Source organism: Neisseria flava, from assembly GCF_982712965.1.
Map to the genome: position 1 here is coordinate 17,977 of NZ_CEXQBZ010000122.1, position 17,293 is coordinate 35,269.

14 protein-coding genes and 1 riboswitch are annotated in these 17,293 nt (G+C 50.5%); of the genes, 8 read left to right on the forward strand and 6 right to left on the reverse strand.

The features are described 5' to 3' along the window. Positions 1-265: 265 nt before the first annotated feature. Together nqrM and AC5M9B_RS08890 are read right to left on the reverse strand one after the other, a co-directional pair. Positions 266-487 (reverse strand): (Na+)-NQR maturation NqrM, encoded by a 222-nt coding sequence (nqrM, locus tag AC5M9B_RS08885; RefSeq protein ID WP_003757168.1) that lies wholly within the window; start codon positions 485-487, stop codon positions 266-268. A gap of 38 nt (positions 488-525) precedes the next feature. Next, a complete protein-coding gene (locus tag AC5M9B_RS08890; protein WP_455007459.1) occupies positions 526-1,575 on the reverse strand; it encodes an FAD:protein FMN transferase in 1,050 nt (349 codons plus the stop codon). Between the two features lie 92 nt (positions 1,576-1,667). Continuing rightward, positions 1,668-1,777: riboswitch (SAM-I-IV-variant riboswitch) on the forward strand. Between the two features lie 191 nt (positions 1,778-1,968). Here AC5M9B_RS08890 and metK point away from each other — a divergent pair. The 7 genes from metK (at position 1,969) to AC5M9B_RS08925 (ending at position 10,042) form a co-directional block, all read left to right on the forward strand. Further along, the gene (gene metK, locus AC5M9B_RS08895; protein WP_070539757.1) at positions 1,969-3,138 is read left to right on the forward strand and encodes a methionine adenosyltransferase; all 1,170 of its coding nucleotides are present in this window, start codon (positions 1,969-1,971) and stop codon (positions 3,136-3,138) included. A gap of 165 nt (positions 3,139-3,303) precedes the next feature. Further along, entirely contained in the window at positions 3,304-4,032 is a 729-nt protein-coding gene (gene pdxJ, locus AC5M9B_RS08900) for a pyridoxine 5'-phosphate synthase (RefSeq protein WP_070539713.1), read from the forward strand. A gap of 51 nt (positions 4,033-4,083) precedes the next feature. Then, complete coding sequence (acpS, locus tag AC5M9B_RS08905) at positions 4,084-4,461, forward strand: holo-ACP synthase (protein ID WP_003755026.1); 378 nt, start codon at positions 4,084-4,086, stop codon at positions 4,459-4,461. Between the two features lie 75 nt (positions 4,462-4,536). Continuing rightward, on the forward strand, positions 4,537-5,340 hold the full coding sequence (locus AC5M9B_RS08910; RefSeq protein ID WP_487648527.1) for an NUDIX domain-containing protein: 804 nt from the start codon (positions 4,537-4,539) through the stop codon (positions 5,338-5,340). 1 nt (position 5,341) lies between these two features. Continuing rightward, positions 5,342-5,764 (forward strand): hypothetical protein, encoded by a 423-nt coding sequence (locus tag AC5M9B_RS08915; RefSeq protein ID WP_070655057.1) that lies wholly within the window; start codon positions 5,342-5,344, stop codon positions 5,762-5,764. Positions 5,765-6,151: 387 nt separating this feature from the next. Beyond that, the gene (locus AC5M9B_RS08920; protein ID WP_487648528.1) at positions 6,152-8,248 is read left to right on the forward strand and encodes a TonB-dependent receptor plug domain-containing protein; all 2,097 of its coding nucleotides are present in this window, start codon (positions 6,152-6,154) and stop codon (positions 8,246-8,248) included. 270 nt (positions 8,249-8,518) lie between these two features. Further along, positions 8,519-10,042, forward strand: coding sequence for a transferrin-binding protein-like solute binding protein (locus tag AC5M9B_RS08925; RefSeq protein WP_261729523.1), 1,524 nt, complete (start codon positions 8,519-8,521; stop codon positions 10,040-10,042). A 401-nt stretch (positions 10,043-10,443) separates the two neighbouring features. Here the strand turns inward: AC5M9B_RS08925 and hisB are convergent, their stop codons facing one another. Together hisB and hisC are read right to left on the reverse strand one after the other, a co-directional pair. Then, positions 10,444-11,427: an imidazoleglycerol-phosphate dehydratase HisB gene (gene hisB / locus AC5M9B_RS08930; protein ID WP_487648529.1), complete on the reverse strand. Its 984-nt coding sequence runs from the start codon at positions 11,425-11,427 to the stop codon at positions 10,444-10,446. A gap of 29 nt (positions 11,428-11,456) precedes the next feature. Beyond that, positions 11,457-12,536 (reverse strand): histidinol-phosphate transaminase, encoded by a 1,080-nt coding sequence (gene hisC, locus AC5M9B_RS08935; protein ID WP_487648530.1) that lies wholly within the window; start codon positions 12,534-12,536, stop codon positions 11,457-11,459. 472 nt (positions 12,537-13,008) lie between these two features. Here hisC and dacB point away from each other — a divergent pair, with 472 nt between their 5' ends. Further along, positions 13,009-14,451 (forward strand): D-alanyl-D-alanine carboxypeptidase/D-alanyl-D-alanine endopeptidase, encoded by a 1,443-nt coding sequence (gene dacB / locus AC5M9B_RS08940; protein ID WP_070655048.1) that lies wholly within the window; start codon positions 13,009-13,011, stop codon positions 14,449-14,451. 105 nt (positions 14,452-14,556) lie between these two features. Here the strand turns inward: dacB and lpxH are convergent, their stop codons facing one another. Both lpxH and AC5M9B_RS08950 read right to left on the reverse strand, forming a co-directional pair. Beyond that, the gene (lpxH, locus tag AC5M9B_RS08945; protein ID WP_455007610.1) at positions 14,557-15,261 is read right to left on the reverse strand and encodes a UDP-2,3-diacylglucosamine diphosphatase; all 705 of its coding nucleotides are present in this window, start codon (positions 15,259-15,261) and stop codon (positions 14,557-14,559) included. Positions 15,262-15,352: 91 nt separating this feature from the next. Continuing rightward, positions 15,353-16,768, reverse strand: coding sequence for a PIG-L deacetylase family protein (locus tag AC5M9B_RS08950; RefSeq protein ID WP_455007611.1), 1,416 nt, complete (start codon positions 16,766-16,768; stop codon positions 15,353-15,355). Positions 16,769-17,293 lie beyond the last annotated feature (525 nt).

A 17,293-nucleotide genomic window follows, 5' to 3' on the forward strand; every position in this document is an offset into this window, starting at 1 on the left:
GTCGTCTGAAAAACCTTAAACGATGGTTTTTCAGACGACCTTTTGACAAGTTCGGTATCGTAAATCCACATCGGAAATATCTGTTCAGTTATTCCCGCCTGCGCGGGAATGACGGCGATTTAGGCAGCTTCGATAAATTGTTATCTGCCTTTTAAAAACAGCTACACCTTCAAATCAAAGGTCGTCTGAAAACTGCAATATGCGGTTTTCAGACGACCTTTTGTGTTGCCAAGCTCAAAGCAAGGCTAAACCTGATTCGTGCAAGTCAATGATCGACGGTGATGCCTTTGCTTTCTTGCTGTTTCTGTTCGTCCAGTTTTTTTTGCAGGGTGTCGCACGGGGTGTCGCAGTCGCAGACTTTTTTCATGCCCAGTGAGGAGATGCCGCCGCAACTGCCTTTGATGGTGCGCTTGGAGAAAATATAGCCGACCGCCATGCCGAGGATGACGAGGAGGAAGAGGCCGAAGGTGAGGAGTAGGGTTTTCATGATGGTGTTCCTGTGGGATGGATATGGGTGTGCGGGTATTAATGGAGTAGTTTTTTAAACGCGCCAGACATTTCGGTATGGTAGCCGTTTTGGTCGCGGATAATCAGGAAAACGGCGAGGTTTTGCTGTTCGGCAAGTTTGAGGGCTTCGGTTTCGCCGAGTACGAAAAGTCCGGTGGACAGACCGTCGGCGGTGGTGGCGTTATCGGCGACGACGCTGATGGAGGCGAGTCGGTGCGACAGCGGACGGCGGGTTTTGGGGTCGATGATGTGGGACAGCCGCCTGCCTTGCGGGTCAACGTGGAAAATGCGGTAGTCGCCGGAGGTGGCGAGGGAGCGGTTGTTGAGGGGGACGACGATTTGGGTGTTGCCGCCTTGGACGATGTTGGGCTGTTCGATGCCGATGCGCCAAGGCTCGCCTTGGGCGTTGCGGCCTTTGCCGTGCAACTCGCCGCCGATTTCGACAAGGTAGTTTTGGATGCCGAGTTTTTCAAGTTCGCCTGCCACTTTGTCCACGCCGAAGCCTTTGGCGATGGAGGAGAGGTCGAGGTAGGTTTCGGGTTGGGTTTTGGCGAGCGTGGCTTGTTTGCCGTTTTGCGTGAGGATGATTTTGTCCGTACCGGTTTGGGCGGCAGCTTTGTCGATTTCGGCTTGGGTGGGTTCGCGGGTGATTTCTTTGTTCGGTCCGAAGCCCCACAGGTTGACGAGCGGGCCGACGGTTACGTCGAGCGCGCCTTGTGTGAGGCGGTTGAGGCGTAAGGCTTCGGCGGTTACGGCGGCGAAATCGGCGGAAACGGGCATGGGTTTGCGGGTTTCGCGCATTTGGTTGAAGCGGCTGATTTCGGAGTCTTCACGGTAGGTGGACATTTGGCGGTTGACTTCTTCGAGCGCACCGTCAATCTGCTTTTTCACGGCTTCGGGCGCGGGCGGGTTGGGGAGGTCGTCTGAAAGGTATTTGACGGTATAGGTCGTACCCATCGTTTCGCCCTGAAGCACGGTTTGTTCGGATGTTTTTTTGCCGCATGCGCCCAAGGGCAGGGTAAGGGCGAGGGCGGCGGCAAGGGCAGGAATGGCAGAGGGCAGGTGCATGATAGGGTGTTCGGGTGTTTTCAGACGACGTATTGTAACGTAAAACGCAAGGGCGCGCGGCTTGCGGGGGAAGGGCTTTTCTGCTAACATCCGCGCTGCATTAAGAGTTGGGAATTCCATGCCAACCTGCTTTTCAGACGGAAAGGTAAGGTGGACGGCTGCAAAGCCGATGTGGTCCGAGAGGGCAATTCAAATCCCCCCGCTTGATGCGGGAATTTTTTTGCCTGTATGTTTTGTGCAGGCAGGATTCCGAACCGCTTTATCCAAGTAGGAATATTTATCATTTGGATGGAGCGCAGGTGGAAATTTTGTTATGATTTCCGTTGTGGGACGTATGATGAAACAACAGGTCGTCTGAAAGCAGACGGCTTGTTTTTGAAGGAAAATATTGAAATGAGCGAATATCTGTTTACTTCCGAATCGGTTTCCGAAGGCCATCCGGACAAAGTAGCCGACCAAGTGTCCGATGCGATTTTGGATGCGGTTTTGGCGCAAGACCCCAAAGCGCGTGTCGCGGCGGAAACTCTGGTAAACACCGGTTTGTGCGTGTTGGCGGGCGAAATCACCACCACCGCCCATGTGGACTACATCAAAGTCGCACGCGAAACCATCAAACGCATCGGCTACAACTCGTCCGAGCTGGGCTTTGACGCCAACGGCTGCGCGGTCGGCGTGTACTACGACCAGCAATCCCCCGACATCGCCCAAGGCGTGAACGAAGGCGAAGGCATCGACCTGAACCAAGGCGCGGGCGACCAAGGTCTGATGTTCGGCTACGCCTGTGACGAAACCCCGACCCTGATGCCGTTTGCCATCTATTACAGCCACCGCCTGATGCAGCGTCAAAGCGAATTGCGCAAAGACGGCCGCCTGCCTTGGCTGCGTCCCGACGCAAAAGCGCAGTTGACCGTGGTTTATGACAGTGAAACCGGCAAAGTAAAACGCATTGACACCGTCGTCCTGTCCACCCAGCATGATCCGTCTATCGGTTACGAAGAGCTGAAAAACGCCGTGATCGAGCAGATTATCAAGCCCGTTCTGCCGCCCGAAATGCTGACTGCCGAAACCAAATACCTGATCAACCCGACCGGCCGCTTCGTTATCGGCGGCCCGCAAGGCGACTGCGGTCTGACCGGCCGCAAAATCATCGTCGATACCTATGGCGGCGCAGCTCCGCACGGCGGCGGCGCATTCTCCGGCAAAGACCCGTCCAAAGTCGACCGTTCCGCCGCTTACGCCTGCCGATATGTTGCGAAAAACATCGTTGCAGCAGGTTTGGCAACCCAATGTCAGATTCAGGTTTCCTACGCCATCGGTGTTGCCGAACCAACCTCGATTTCCATCGATACTTTCGGCACAGGCAAAATCAGCGAAGACAAACTGATTGCCTTAGTTCGCGAACATTTCGACCTGCGCCCCAAAGGCATCGTCCAAATGCTCGACCTCTTGCGCCCGATTTACAGCAAATCCGCCGCATACGGCCATTTCGGCCGCGAAGAGCCTGAGTTTACTTGGGAGCGCACCGACAAAGCAGCCGCATTGAAAGCAGCCGCAGGCGTATAAAAAGCTATAAAGGTCGTCTGAAAGGGAGTTTCAGACGACTTTCCATCTTTATGGCAACTGCAATTTTTCCCAATCAGCAAGGCAGCATGCGTCGGTATGCTGCCTTTTTCGACCAGAAAGATTACAATTAGCAGGTCGTCTGAAAATCCAAAGAAAGGACACATCATGCTCTTAGGTGTAAACATCGACCACATCGCCACCGTCCGCAACGCCCGCGGTACGACCTATCCCAGCCCTGTGGAAGCAGCATTGGTCGCGGAAACGCACGGTGCGGATTTGATTACCATGCACCTGCGCGAAGACCGCCGCCACATCAAAGATGCGGACGTGTTTGCCGTTAAAAATGCCATCCGAACGCGCCTGAACCTTGAAATGGCGTTGACTGAAGAAATGCTGGAAAACGCGCTTAAAGTCATGCCGCAAGACGTGTGCATCGTGCCTGAAAAACGTCAGGAAATCACGACCGAAGGCGGTTTGGACGTATTGGCGCAACAAGAAAAAATCGCCGAGTTTACCAAAATCCTGACCGACGCAGGCATCCGCGTTTCGCTCTTTATCGATGCCGACAACGAGCAAATCCAAGCCGCCCATGATGTCGGCGCGCCCGTTATCGAGCTGCACACCGGCGCATACGCCGATGCACACAGCCACGCCGAACAAATCAAGCAATTCGAGCGTCTGCAAAACGGCGCGCATTTTGCCAGCGATTTGGGCTTGGTCGTCAACGCCGGACACGGCCTGACCATACACAACGTTACCCCCATCGCCCAAATCCTCGCCATCCGCGAGCTGAACATCGGGCATTCGCTGATTGCCCAAGCCCTCTTCCTCGGCCTGCCCGAAGCCGTCCGCCAGATGAAGGAAACCATGTTCAGGGCAAGAATGCTGCCTTGATAGGCGACACCACCTTTTCAGACGACCTTCTCTCAACAAGGAGACCACCGCATGATTTACGGCATAGGCACAGACATCGTTTCCCTCAAACGCATCATCCGCCTGAGCAAAAAATTCGGACAGGCGTTTGCCGAGCGCATCCTTACGCCCGAAGAACTGCTCGAATTTCCGCAAGCGGGCAAGCCCGTCAACTACCTTGCCAAACGCTTCGCCGCCAAAGAAGCCTTCGCCAAAGCCGTCGGCACGGGCATACGCGGCGCGGTTTCCTTCCGCAACATCGGCATCGGGCATGACGCATTGGGCAAACCCGAATTCTTCTACGCCCCCGCCCTGTCCAAATGGCTGGAAGAACAAGGCATCAGCCGCGTCAGCCTCAGTATGAGCGACGAAGAAGACACCGTGTTGGCATTTGTCGTTGCCGAAAAATAAGACAATACCCATTGGCAGGTCGGATTCCCGAATCCGACCTTTCCGAATTTTCAGACGACCCTTCTCCCTATTCCCATGACCCAAGACACCCGCCCCCTTATCCGCGTCGTTGCCGGCATCCTGCTCAACCAAGACGGCGACTACCTGCTCAGTTCCCGTCCCGAAGGCAAGCCCTATGCCGGATATTGGGAATTTGCCGGTGGCAAAGTCGAAGCGGGCGAAACCGACTTCCAAGCCCTGCAACGCGAGTTTGAAGAAGAACTCGGCATCCGCATCCTCGCCGCCACACCTTGGCTGACCAAAATCCATTCCTACGAACACGCCCGCGTCTGCCTGAAATTCCTATGGGTAAACCCCGACCAATGGACGGGCGAACCCCAATCCCGCGAAGGACAGGCATGGTCGTGGCAAAAAGCGGGCGATTTCAACGTCGCCCCCATGCTGCCCGCCAACGGTCCGCTGCTGCGCGCCCTTTCCGTCCCACGCCGACTTCAAGGTCGTCTGAAAACCGGTTTGTACGGACAAAACAGCACCGGCGAATACCGCATCGCCCCCTACTCCCTTGCCGAGCCGCACCACGCCAACATCCTCATCTCAGAAACCGAACTGCGCAAACTCGGCAAGCTGCCCCAAGCCCAAAGCGTTTGGGTGTCGGTACACACCCGCGAACAATGGCAGCGCGTGCAAGATGCCGACGTCGTCGTTTGGCAAGTCAACGACGAAGCAAGCGCACGGCAAGTGCTTGAAATATTGGAACAAGGCGTATCCGTTCCACTGGTTGTCGCCGCGCCCGAAACACTGGTTTCAAACTACCGCGACCGCTGGCTCTCAGCAGGCGCACACGCCGTTCTGACCGACAATGACACCGAGGTCGTCTGAAATGGACAAAAACCGCAAACTCCTCCTCGCAGGCGTCCTCCTCATCCTCTTCGCCGCCGCCAAACTCCTGCTGCTGGACTGGTGGCAGAAACAACAGCCCCAAGCCCGCGCCGCCGAGTGCGACCTCATCAAAGGCTGCACCCTGCCCGACGGTTCGCACGTCCGCTCCACCCCCATCAGCACCCGTTCCGCCTTCGACATCACCGTCGAAAACGCCCCAGCCGAAACACAACAAGTCAGCATCAGCTTCAGCATGAAAGACATGGACATGGGCTTCAACCGCTACATGCTCAAACAGCAATCCCCGCGCACTTGGCAAGCGCACCAAATCCACCTGCCCGTCTGCGTCGAAGGCAGACGCGACTACATTGCCGACATCACCATAGGCGGCCAGACTTTTCAGACGACCTTTACCGCCCAGTAAGTGTGCTACGCGTATTCAAACAAGAAAACTTTTTTGGGAAGGATTCATTTTCTCTTGCTATCCTTTCCCTTTTATTTCACCAAAGGTCGTCTGAAAACCGTTTTCAGACGACCTTTCTCTATGCGTCGTCCCTCCATCAAAATATCCGCATCACAACAAGCCCGCTCTTCCTAATACACAGGTTTCCCCCACCCTTCCCAAAATCCGCCTACCATCAAGTTTGGCTAAAACAAATCAGCAAATTCCAATTCCAATCTCTAAAATTATGATTATATGATTAACGTTCTATTAATAAATGATATTCCTTGCAAATCATTATCAATTAATATTAGAATAATCGCTCTCAAATCAACGTAACCCATGAACAACCCGTCTAGAGGAAGAATTATGAAATCCCCCCATTCCCCCGCCTTCCGTTTCAGCATCATGGTGCTGGCACTGTCTTCAGGTTTTGCCCATGCAGACAACGTTCGCCCCGAAGCGACTGCCGAACTGAAAGAAGTTGTCGTTACCGGTACTGCCGTACCGACCCGCGTTACGCGCAATCAGCTTGACCGCGAAACTTCGACCGATTTGAAACAAGTCATGAAAGACCAAATCGGCATGGACGTCGGCGGCGGCAACGGCGTGGCGCAGTTTTACAGCATCCGCGGCGTCGGCGAAGACAAGATTAATCTGGAAGTGGACGGCACCAGCCAATCCACCAAAATCTTCCACCACCAAAGCCGCTTCCAGCTTGACCCCGCTTTGGTGAAAAGCATCAACGTCGAAAAAGGCACGGGCGCGGCGAGCGCGGGTTTGGGCGCGGTCGGCGGTACCATCCGCGTGACGACAGTTGACGCGAAAGACCTGCTGACCGACGGTAAACCTTTCGGTTTCAAACTCGGCGCAGGCTTGAGCAGCAATAAAGGCTCAACCGGAAACGCGGCGGTTTACGGCTATCAAAACAGCTTCGATGCCCTGTTTGCGGGCAACTTCTTCAACAACCACGACTACAAAGACGGCAACGGTAATGTCAACCGCGGCAGTCGTCTGAAACAGCACAGCTACCTCGCCAAACTCGGCTACGATTTCAACGACGACCACGGCATCCGCCTGACCTACCGTCAGGAATACCAAAAAGGCAACCGCACCGACAAAGCCGAGTTCCAAAACGTTGACAGCTACGTCGGCGTGGACGGTACTTATCAAAAAGAGCAATCCTACAATCTGGAATACCGCGGCCGCAACGTCGGCTTCCTCGACAAAATCGACGCCAACGTCTTCCAAATCAACACTGACGACACCAAGCCGCCTAAAGGCGCGCCTTCCCCGAAAGCCCAAGCTTCCGGCACGGCGCAAGGCGGCGTTCCCATCGGTCAGCTTGAGTTAAGCAAAATCAAAGCGACCGGCGCGAATCTCAACCTCGCCAGCTCTTTCGGCGACGGACACATGGTGAAATACGGCGTCAACTACCGCCACGAAACCTCCGAGCCGTCCGACAAAGGCGCATGGCTGAAGATTCTCGGTTTGTATGACCGCGACAAAGAGAAGAAAGCCGAATACGGCGTGTACGCGGAAGGCATCTGGAACCTGAACCCCGTTACCCTGACCACCGGTCTGCGTTACGACCATTTCAAATACAACGCCGCCAGCAAACAAAGCGCGTCGCACGGTCAGCTCAACCCCAGCATCGGCGCGATTTGGGACATCAACGACAACTTCTCCCTCTTGGCAAACCTCAATCAGGCAAGCCGCGCGCCCCGCCTGAACGAAGCCCTGCTGGCTAACGAACGCGCAGGCGCCGCCGCCGATTTGGACGGCAACCTCAAAGCCGAAACCGCCCGCCGTGCCGAACTCGGCTTCAAATGGCGCAACGACAACTTCAACGTCAGCGGCAGCGTGTTCCACCAACGCATCAAAGACCTCATCGTTTATCGTTGGGCAAAAATCAACAACAACACCGCCTCCATCACCGAACGCGGCAAGATTTACAACGGCGGCACGCTCAAAACCTATGGCTACGAACTTGACGCATCCTACCGCTGGGGCGGTCTGACCGCGCGCGCCGGCGTGTCCTACGTCAAACCCCGTCTGAACGGCGAAATGTACTACGGCGAAAGCCCGATTCAAGCGGAAGACCACGAAAGCTCGTTCACCTTCTGGAACACCGGTCGCCAATGGCTGACCGGCCTGTCTTATCAGTTTGAAAACCCCAAACTCGAAATCGGCTGGCGCGGCCGCTACGCCCAAAGCGTGAAATACACCGACGTCGCCCGCGGACAAGGCACGATACACGGCAAGAAAGCCGGTTACGGCGTACACGACATCTACGCCAACTGGCAGCCGCTGAAAAAAGACAACCTGAACGTCAACTTCGCCGTCAACAACATCGGCAACAAACAATACCGTTCGCACAGCCAACGCTTCCCCGACGGCAACGGACGCGTCCCCTTCTACGAGCGTGGCCGCGAGTTTGCCTTGGGCGTGAACTACCGCTTCTGATAAAAGTGTTGATAAAAAGTCGTCTGAAAACCGAGTTTCAAGGTTTTCAGACGACCTTTTTTAATGTATTAGGTTAAGGGTAGACATTTACCCCCTGCCGCCATTTTCACCCCATTACCCTTCCCTACATGGCACAATCAACCGCTCAACATTCTTAAACAACTTTTTGTCGTAAAAATCAAACACAAACCGCTGCCAAATCACCCATCTCCCTGCAAAACACAAATAACATTTTGTTTTTGTCATGATTGTATCTATGATATTGGATTTATGCCGTTTGATAAAAACGCACTATTTCAACCAAAAAAGGGGGACAATATGTCTGCAATCAACACCAAAATCAAAACCATCATCCTCACCGCCATCAGCGCGGCAATCCTTTCAGCCTGCGGCGGTGGCGGCGGCGGCGATACCGCCGCACTTTCCACCGGATCAACCAGCACAGGCGGCAACGGCAGCCCTGCTAAAAACGGCAGTCCAAACAATGCTACCCCCAGCGCAGCCAACAAAAATAATGGCAATACCGTAGCAGCAGCAACCCCTAGTCATAACCGCGCTGACAATCTCGCGGACTTGATTGATGAAGCACCTATTGAAGCAGTAAATGGCACTACACCACTGCACACCAGCTTTATCTCCTCCGCCACTGCACAACAAGGTAATCCAAATGCCCAGTTACGTCTTACCAGAACAGCAGACGGAAAAGAATATACAGGTGATTTCTACCTTACCGACAGCAAAGAAAACAATCAAAACGGTTTAATTAGCTCATTAGACTTCAAAAACAATGACGAAGTAAAATTGGACGGCGTAGTAATTGCCAACAAAAATGCCGCTCAAGTCAATTGGACCACACCATATTCTCTGATTATGAAAGTATTTTCAGGTGGTAATACGAAAAGTGACGGTGGTCCACAAAACGGTAAGATAGATGGTGACAGCAAAAACTTTATTAATGGTCGCGCCTCAATCGACGAGAAGATTACCGAACTGTACACTCAAATTGAAACAGCCAAAGAGACTTTGAAACAAGCTAAGGAGCAAGGCGATGTTGATGCTATCGCAAAAGCTCAGGCAAAGCTTGACGAATTGAACGATTTAGATGGTCGTCTTCGTGATATACGCCCTGTTATAGCTGCCGGAGCCAAAAACTTGGCAGATAAATTGGCATACTTTAGAAAAGGTAACTTGGTTGCTGGAGATGGCAAACATCTCGTTTTTGACAAACGCTTCGACGGTGTGTATATCATCCAATTTACTGATGGCACACAAATCGTCATGCACGACCCTGCCGCGGCAGGCTGGGCTTACCAAACCTTTGCATACTATTTTGATCCAAAAAACGACGTTGCATTCGGCTACCAAAGCCTGGGCGATGAAACCAAGTTCACCGACTTGCCTGAAAAAGGTACGGCAACTTACAACGGCTTGACTACTGCCTATGTTGTGAAAGGTGACCAAGGTCGTCAGCTGACTGCAGACGTTAAAGCTATTGTCGATTTCGGCTTGAAAGGCGTACGCTTTGAGACTTCCAATTCCCAATTCCATTCTCTTGATGACAACGGTCGCCGTGTAACTGTAAAAGGTACTGACTACGACATGAAAGGTACGGCAAAATGGGAAAACGGCAACCTCTTCCTAGGTTCGGTTGAAGCAGCCGCAGCAGGCTTGAAAGGTAATTTGAGCGGTAAATTCTACGGTGCAAAAGCTGCTGAAATCGGCGGTACTTACGGTCTGAAAAACCAAGACGGCAGCGAACACCTGATCGGTGGTTACGGCGCGAAACGTCAATAAACCATCCTTCAATCTGCCGAAAGGTCGTCTGAAAACTGGGTAACAGGTTTTCAGACGACCTTTTTTATCGTCATTTAGACAGAAATTTCCTGCTTCGTTATTTCTATGCAAGCGGGAATGATGGTTAACAACAGAGGTTATAACGAAGATTCAATATATTCCCCATGCATTCCGCAATCTCGTACTTTTCGAAATATATAGTGGATTAAATTTAAATCAGGACAAGGCGACGAAGCCGCAGACAGTACAGATAGTACGGCAAGGCGAGGCAACGCCGTACTGGTTTAAAGTTAATCCACTATAAAATAGCAAAAGACACCGATAATTAAGCATCCTTATCATGGTCAAAGGTCGTCTGAAAACCTGTTTCTCGGTTTTCAGACGACCTTTTTTAAAGCGGATTATTCTTCGCTTTGCGCTTCTTCTTTTTCAGCGGCAACTTCAACGGCAACGGATTCGTCGCTCAAAGTGCCTTTGGTGGACGGGGTTTGTCCTGCCATACGCGGGTCGTATTCTGCCGCCATGCGCAGGGCGCGGCCGAAGGCTTTGAATACGGTTTCGGCTTGGTGGTGGGCGTTGCTGCCGCTGAGATTGTCGATGTGCAGGGTCATCATGCTGTGGTTGACGACGCCGTGGAAGAATTCTTCAAACAGGTCAACGTCAAAACGTCCGATGAGGGCGCGGGTGAAGTCGATGTTGTAGACGAGTCCTGGTCGGCCGGAGAGATCGATGACAACGCGGCTCAAGGCTTCGTCTAGCGGAACGTAGGCATGGCCGTAGCGGCGGATGCCGGCTTTGTTGCCCAAGGCTTGTTTCAGGGCTTGTCCGAGTACGATGCCGATGTCTTCTACGGTGTGGTGGTCGTCGATGTGCAAATCGCCTTTGCAGGTGATGTCGAGGTCGATCATGCCGTGGCGGGCGACTTGGGCAAGCATATGCTCAAGGAAGGGGACGCCGGTGTCGAGGCGGTATTGTCCGGTGCCGTCGAGGTTGAGGCTGAGGGTAATTTGGGTTTCGCTGGTGTTGCGGGTGATGCTGACTGCGCGGCCTTCTGCGGGCATATGGAATGCCGGTGCGGCGGCTGCGGCAGCTTGGGCAGCACGCTCTTGGCGGGCGGCTTCGGCGGCTGCGGCTTTTTCTTTGTCTTTACTGTGGTCGCGGTTTAACCAGCCTTTGCGTTTGTGCATGCCGGCTTCGAGTTTGGCGGCAAGGCTTGGGCGGATGCCACGCGCTTTTTCGTCTTCTGCCTGCTCTTCAAGGCGGCGTTTCAGTTGGGACAGGGATGCCGCGTTGTCGTAACCGCATTTGCGGGCAAGTTTGGTCAGCGAGCCTGCTTCTTCGACAAGCTGCAGGAAATTGGCAAGGTGGAGTTGAGTGATGGTCATAGGTTTACTCTCTGTGAGGTTTTAAAAAATCAGGCATAAAGCTTGCGGATAATGTCCAGTACGGCATCGTTTTGCTCGGGACTGCCGATGGTAATGCGGACGCATTGCGCCAAAAGCGGATGCGTGCCGTGGAGTTTCTTAATCAGGATGCGGTTTTCTTTAAGCGTGTTAAACAATGCGTCTGCATCGGGAACGTGCACGGTAATGAAATTCGCTTCGCTGGGGAAGGCTTTCAGACGACCTATGGCGGACAATTCGCTGAAAACGCGTTCGCGCTCGGCTTTTAAAATATCTATGGTCGTCTGAATCGCGTCGTGGTGTTGCAGGGCGAATTTGGCGGTCGCCAAGCTTAATTGGTTCATATTGTAGGGCGGCAGGATTTTCGCCAGCTCGCCCATTACGGCGGGGCTTCCTGCCGCATAGCCGATGCGCAGTCCGGCAAAACCGATTTTGCTGATGGTGCGCATCACGACCAGATTTTCGACGCTGCCCGCCTGCGGCAGAAAACTGTCGCGGCTGAATGCGCCGTATGCTTCATCGACAACCACGATACCCTGCGCCGCGCGGATAATGGCTTCCACTTCTCCGCGGCGGAAACATACGCCTGTCGGATTGTTCGGATAGGCGATGAAAATCAACGCGGGCTGATGTTTTTCAATGGCGGATAAAACGGCGGGTAAATCAAGCGTGAAATCTTCATTGAGCGGCACGCCGACATAATTCATACCGTACAGCTCGGCATTGTGCCGATACATCACGAAACTCGGCTCAACCGCGAGCATGGTCGCGTCTGATTGGGCTACAAGCAGGGTCAAAAATTGGATTAACTCGTCCGAGCCGTTTCCTAAAGCGATGGCGGCAGCTTCAGGAATATCGAAGGCTTTTCTTAAAGTTTCCTGAAGCCCGCTGGCGGCGGGATTGGGGTAAAGCTGAATCGGCGCTTGGGCAATCAGCCGCAGCCATTCGTTTGACAGCTCGGGAAAACGGGCAAACGGATGATACGGACTTTCCATTGCATCCAGCTTGATGAAGCCTTCGGGCAAGTCGGCAATTCGGTAGGCGGACATGGCTTTGATGTCGTCGCGGATGAAATTAGCTGTATCTTTCATGATTTTCCTCCAGATTTTACAAAATAACCAACGATTCTTCCGCAATATAACACAGCTTTTTAAATAATCACCGAAGAAATCAATAAATAATCTACACCAACCGATAAAAAGATATATTCCTTATTTATTTTTATTCAAAATCAGCTTAACCATATATTTTTAATAGATTTTAATTTTTAATATTATATCCCAAAAAATACCTGATATATATATTTTAAATTAAAAAATATTGTATTTTAGAGATCTATTTAACGTTTTATGCAATATTAAATGCAGCAATCCTTACTCTCTCATTTATTTAGCTTATCTTTTAAATGGGTAAAGATTCTGTTTATTTATATGAACTCAAGGAATGTCGGCTGATGCAATAAATAGCATTTATTCCAGAAGACAATGACTCCAAGACAGTAATTTTCAAGACATTGATGCACCTGATTTGTTTTTTACCGTAACGATACTTTGTTTTATAATTATGCTTTATGTATTTTTCAGAAGTCTCAACAATATGAATTGGAAAAAAACGGTAGCGGCATGGTATTTGTGCTTAATGCCGTTCTCTGCCTATGCCTTGAATCTCGGCAATATCCCGCCGGACGAAATCTCCGTTTACGTTCAAGAATTGGATAGCGGCAAAGTTATCGAATCACACAGAGCAGATGCCTCGGTCAATCCGGCATCGACGATGAAGCTGGTAACAGCATTTTCCGCCTTTGAAGCTTTGGGGAAGGATTACCGCTGGACAACGGAATTTAAAACCAACGGACATATCGAAAGAGATTCGTTGGAAGGCGATATTTATTGGGTGGGCAGCGGCGATCCCGTGTTCGACCAAGGCGGGCTGAAGGATGCCCTGCAACAACTGCAAAACAAAGGCATCAGGCATATTAAAGGCAGCCTGGTACTCGACCGCCATCTCTGGGGTACCGTCGGCAACCCGCCGGATTTCGAATCCGACGCAGGTTCGCCGTTTATGACCGCTCCCGACCCGAATATGCTGGCTTACAAGGTTGTCTGGCTCAGGCCGGAGTCAGATGGAGCAGGCGGCATTATCGTCGAGACCTCGCCTCCCCTATCCGATATTCCTATTGAAAACAAAACCGTACTGTCAAACTCCGGGAAATGCGGTGCATTGCAAAATCATATGCGTGCCAGCTATTCCGGTGGAAAGCTACATATCGGCGGTAAGGTTCCGGAGAGTTGTTTAGGCGGGGAAATGCATATCAACATGCTCTCCTCCATAGAATTTGCACACAAAAGCTTTGTTAATCAATGGCGCGCACTCGGCGGTACGATTTCAGACGACCTCAAAACCGCTCCTGCACCGAGTAACGCAAAAATCTTGGCAGTTTCACGCTCCAAACCGTTGTCAGACATACTGACCGACATGAACAAACATTCCAACAACCTGATTGCACGGTCCGTATTCTTAAAACTTGGCGGCAACGGCGACAGCGAAACCGCACGCAGAAAAGCAGCGGAAGCGGTTTCCCTGGAATTGGCAACTGCAGGGATTGATACGGAAAACCTGGTTTTGGAAAACGGTTCGGGCTTATCGAGAAGCGAGCGCGTTACCGCGCACATGATGGGACAAATGCTGGAAAAAGCTTATTTCAGCCCGTTTAAACAGGAATTTATCGACACGCTGCCAATTGCCGGACAGGACGGGACATTGAAAAAACGCCTGAAGCAACCCGGCAGCCGACTGCGTCTGAAAACCGGCACGCTCAAAAACGTGCGGGCGCTGGCAGGCTACTGGCTTGGCGACAAGCCGATGATTGTCGTCGTAATCATCAACAGCCCCAAAGCCTCTGCCTACCTTCACGATTTGGATGCGCTGGTTTCCCAAATAGTCTTACCCGGAGGAAACGACTGGATAGACGCAAAACTAACCTGCAAAGAGCGGATGGCAGTTTAAATCCGGCCAGAAATAGTCCGACCTTGATTGTGCGTCATTAAAAAGGTCGTCTGAAAACTTTCAGACGACCTTTTATATTTTCAACACCTGCAAATCAACCATCTATCACTCAACAAACCTGTATCCGCGCTCATCAACCTCCAATATAGAAGCATAGTCGCTACGCCAATCTCCCAGCACAATACGCGTATATGCGTTCTCTTCGTGGATATGTTCGCGGTGCGTATGTCCGTGAATCAGCAATCTGACGCCGTAATTATGGACGGTATCTGAGGTGAACTTGGGATTGACATCCATAATTTCAGCAGCTTTATATTGCTTGTCGTGCTTACTGGTATGGCGGATTTTTCGCGCAATGTTCAGACGCAGCTTGAGCGGCAACATGAGGAACAACCGTTGCAACCATTTTTGATGAACTGTTTTCCTGAATTTCTGATAACGCACATCATCGGTACACAAAGTATCGCCGTGGCAAATCAAAGTCGGCGTACCGTATAAATCGACGACTGAATATTCCGGCAGCAGTACCATGCCCGCTTGCCTTGCGAACTCCTCGCCTATCAGAAAATCACGGTTTCCGTGAACAAAAAAACATTCCACCCCGCCCTCTGCAACGTTACGGACGGCACGGGAAACGGTATCCGTCAATTCGGAATGTTCGTCGTCCCCTATCCAAAAATCAAATAGGTCGCCCAAAATATAAACCGCCCTCGCAGACGGTGCTTTTTCATGCATGAAACGCAAAAACAGCTCGGTCAACTCAGGACGGGTTTCACTCAGGTGTAAATCGGCAATAAAATAAGTCGGCATAACGGCTGCAATATATGAAATCTCAGGCCATTATAGGTTTTCAGACGACCTTTGTATATTTAAAGGTCGTCTGAAAACATTTCAGATCAGATCAATGAAGGTGATTCTTCCCGCCCCGAAAAATAATTTTCTGATAAGTCTCCTGATTGTGGACATCGCTGACAGGAACAACATAAAAAAATTCATTGCTGCGGACAAATCGGTTAACCAGATCCGCATGGATAGAAGTAATATCGTGATACAGCAGGCTCAAACCCTTGCGTAATACATATTTCCAATCCATGTAATTGCGTGCATTCGGACGAATATCGTTCATCGCATCCAATGCCAACAATTTATGGTTTTGCGTTTTTTTATCAACGGGATGGGAATAAATTGAATGGAAATACAACATATCGCTACTGTCTTCTTCGCTAAAAAACGGCGGCAGACTCAACGCAGCACCGACATTCCCCAAAGGATAATCGTCGGTCAAATAGTGAACCGTATATAAAAACAGCGAACCGTTGGTGTAATTCAACTTTCTCAATGCCTCGACAGCGGCGATGGTAGTACATTGATGATCGGTATGAACATCAATATTCGGCGAAGGCGTAACAATAACATCTGGGCGGAATGATTCGATGACGTAAGCTATATTGTCCACCAAATCATGCCAATTCGAACCACCGTGCAAACCCTCTGATATGGCAGATTTATTGGCTCGCCGGAAAATACCCACATCTGCCGTTTCCAGCTTCGCAGAAGGAATTTCACGTTCAGGGTGGTTGTATAAAGTTTTCAGCGTTGTATCAAAAAAACCGAGCTGCAAAATGTTTTCAGACGATACCCCTGCCAAAAGCGGAACGGTCAGACTGTTCCAGACCCGCATCCGCCCCTTTTCCAAATATTGCTCCTTAGTTTCCGTTGGGCATTGTTTGCAGAAAAGGTTTTCATAATGGAAACGCCCCGCTTCGCTTGCCGTTACCGTTACCACCATCGCATTTGCAGCATATTTTTCATACAGTCCGTAAGCTGCCAACTCCGCATCGTCAGCGTGCGGCGCAAGCACTAAAATTTTTTTATCATCTAGAGACATACGCGGATAAACAGTCAGTCTGACTTCCTGATTTTTCAACGATACCCTTCTGCCCCGTAAAAAAATTTCCCGACTTTCAGCATCGAACATATCGCTGAAGTTCAAATATCTCACCCCCCTACCGCCGAATTCGATGTAATGCTTCCAAATACCTTTGCGGGTTTCAATCTTAATATAGGGCAACAACCATTTGCCCAACAAAGAAGTTTCAACACTGACCGCAGCCAAGACCGTATCATTAATATCCACTTCTTGAGGTAGTTTTATAACTCCACCCTCCAATCGCGCTACAAAATGCTGGGGCAAACAGTCATAGCGATAATCCTGCGTAACGTTATAGGCAAAGCGTTTAATATGCATCCTCATGATAATCATCAAGAAGCACATTATCCCAAGAACCAACACCGCAAGTATTGTAAATAACAACATTATTCACCTCTAAAATTATTTTTCATAATATTACATTCCAACTTCATCCCTTTGGATTTATTACTTAACAGTTCATAATAAACAAATAACATATAAACTCAAAAACAAACGCGATATGGCGAAATTTTCTTATATTTTACGAAGTTATACAAGCATTAAAAATAAAAATGACAAAAGGATTAATAAACATGACATTGAATTTGTTAAAAAATATTAACCTAAATAAATATTACATGATATAAAACGTCTTATTTATATAAGCCCCTCCTGCAAATAGCGCATAATCATAAGAATAATAACAATCCTAGATTCAATATCAGATAACCTTTTTTACCACGATACCCTACCCCTTTTCCCCTTCTTACAAAAATCAGGAACGGCTTTAAAACACATAAAAAAATCAGGTAGATAAAATCCCTAAAGCATGAGCCACACAACAAATCCGAATTATAGTCAATTAAAATCAAAATAGGACAGTAACGCATCGTCAAATCGGGCGTAATCAGACAAAACGGTTCGCAGATA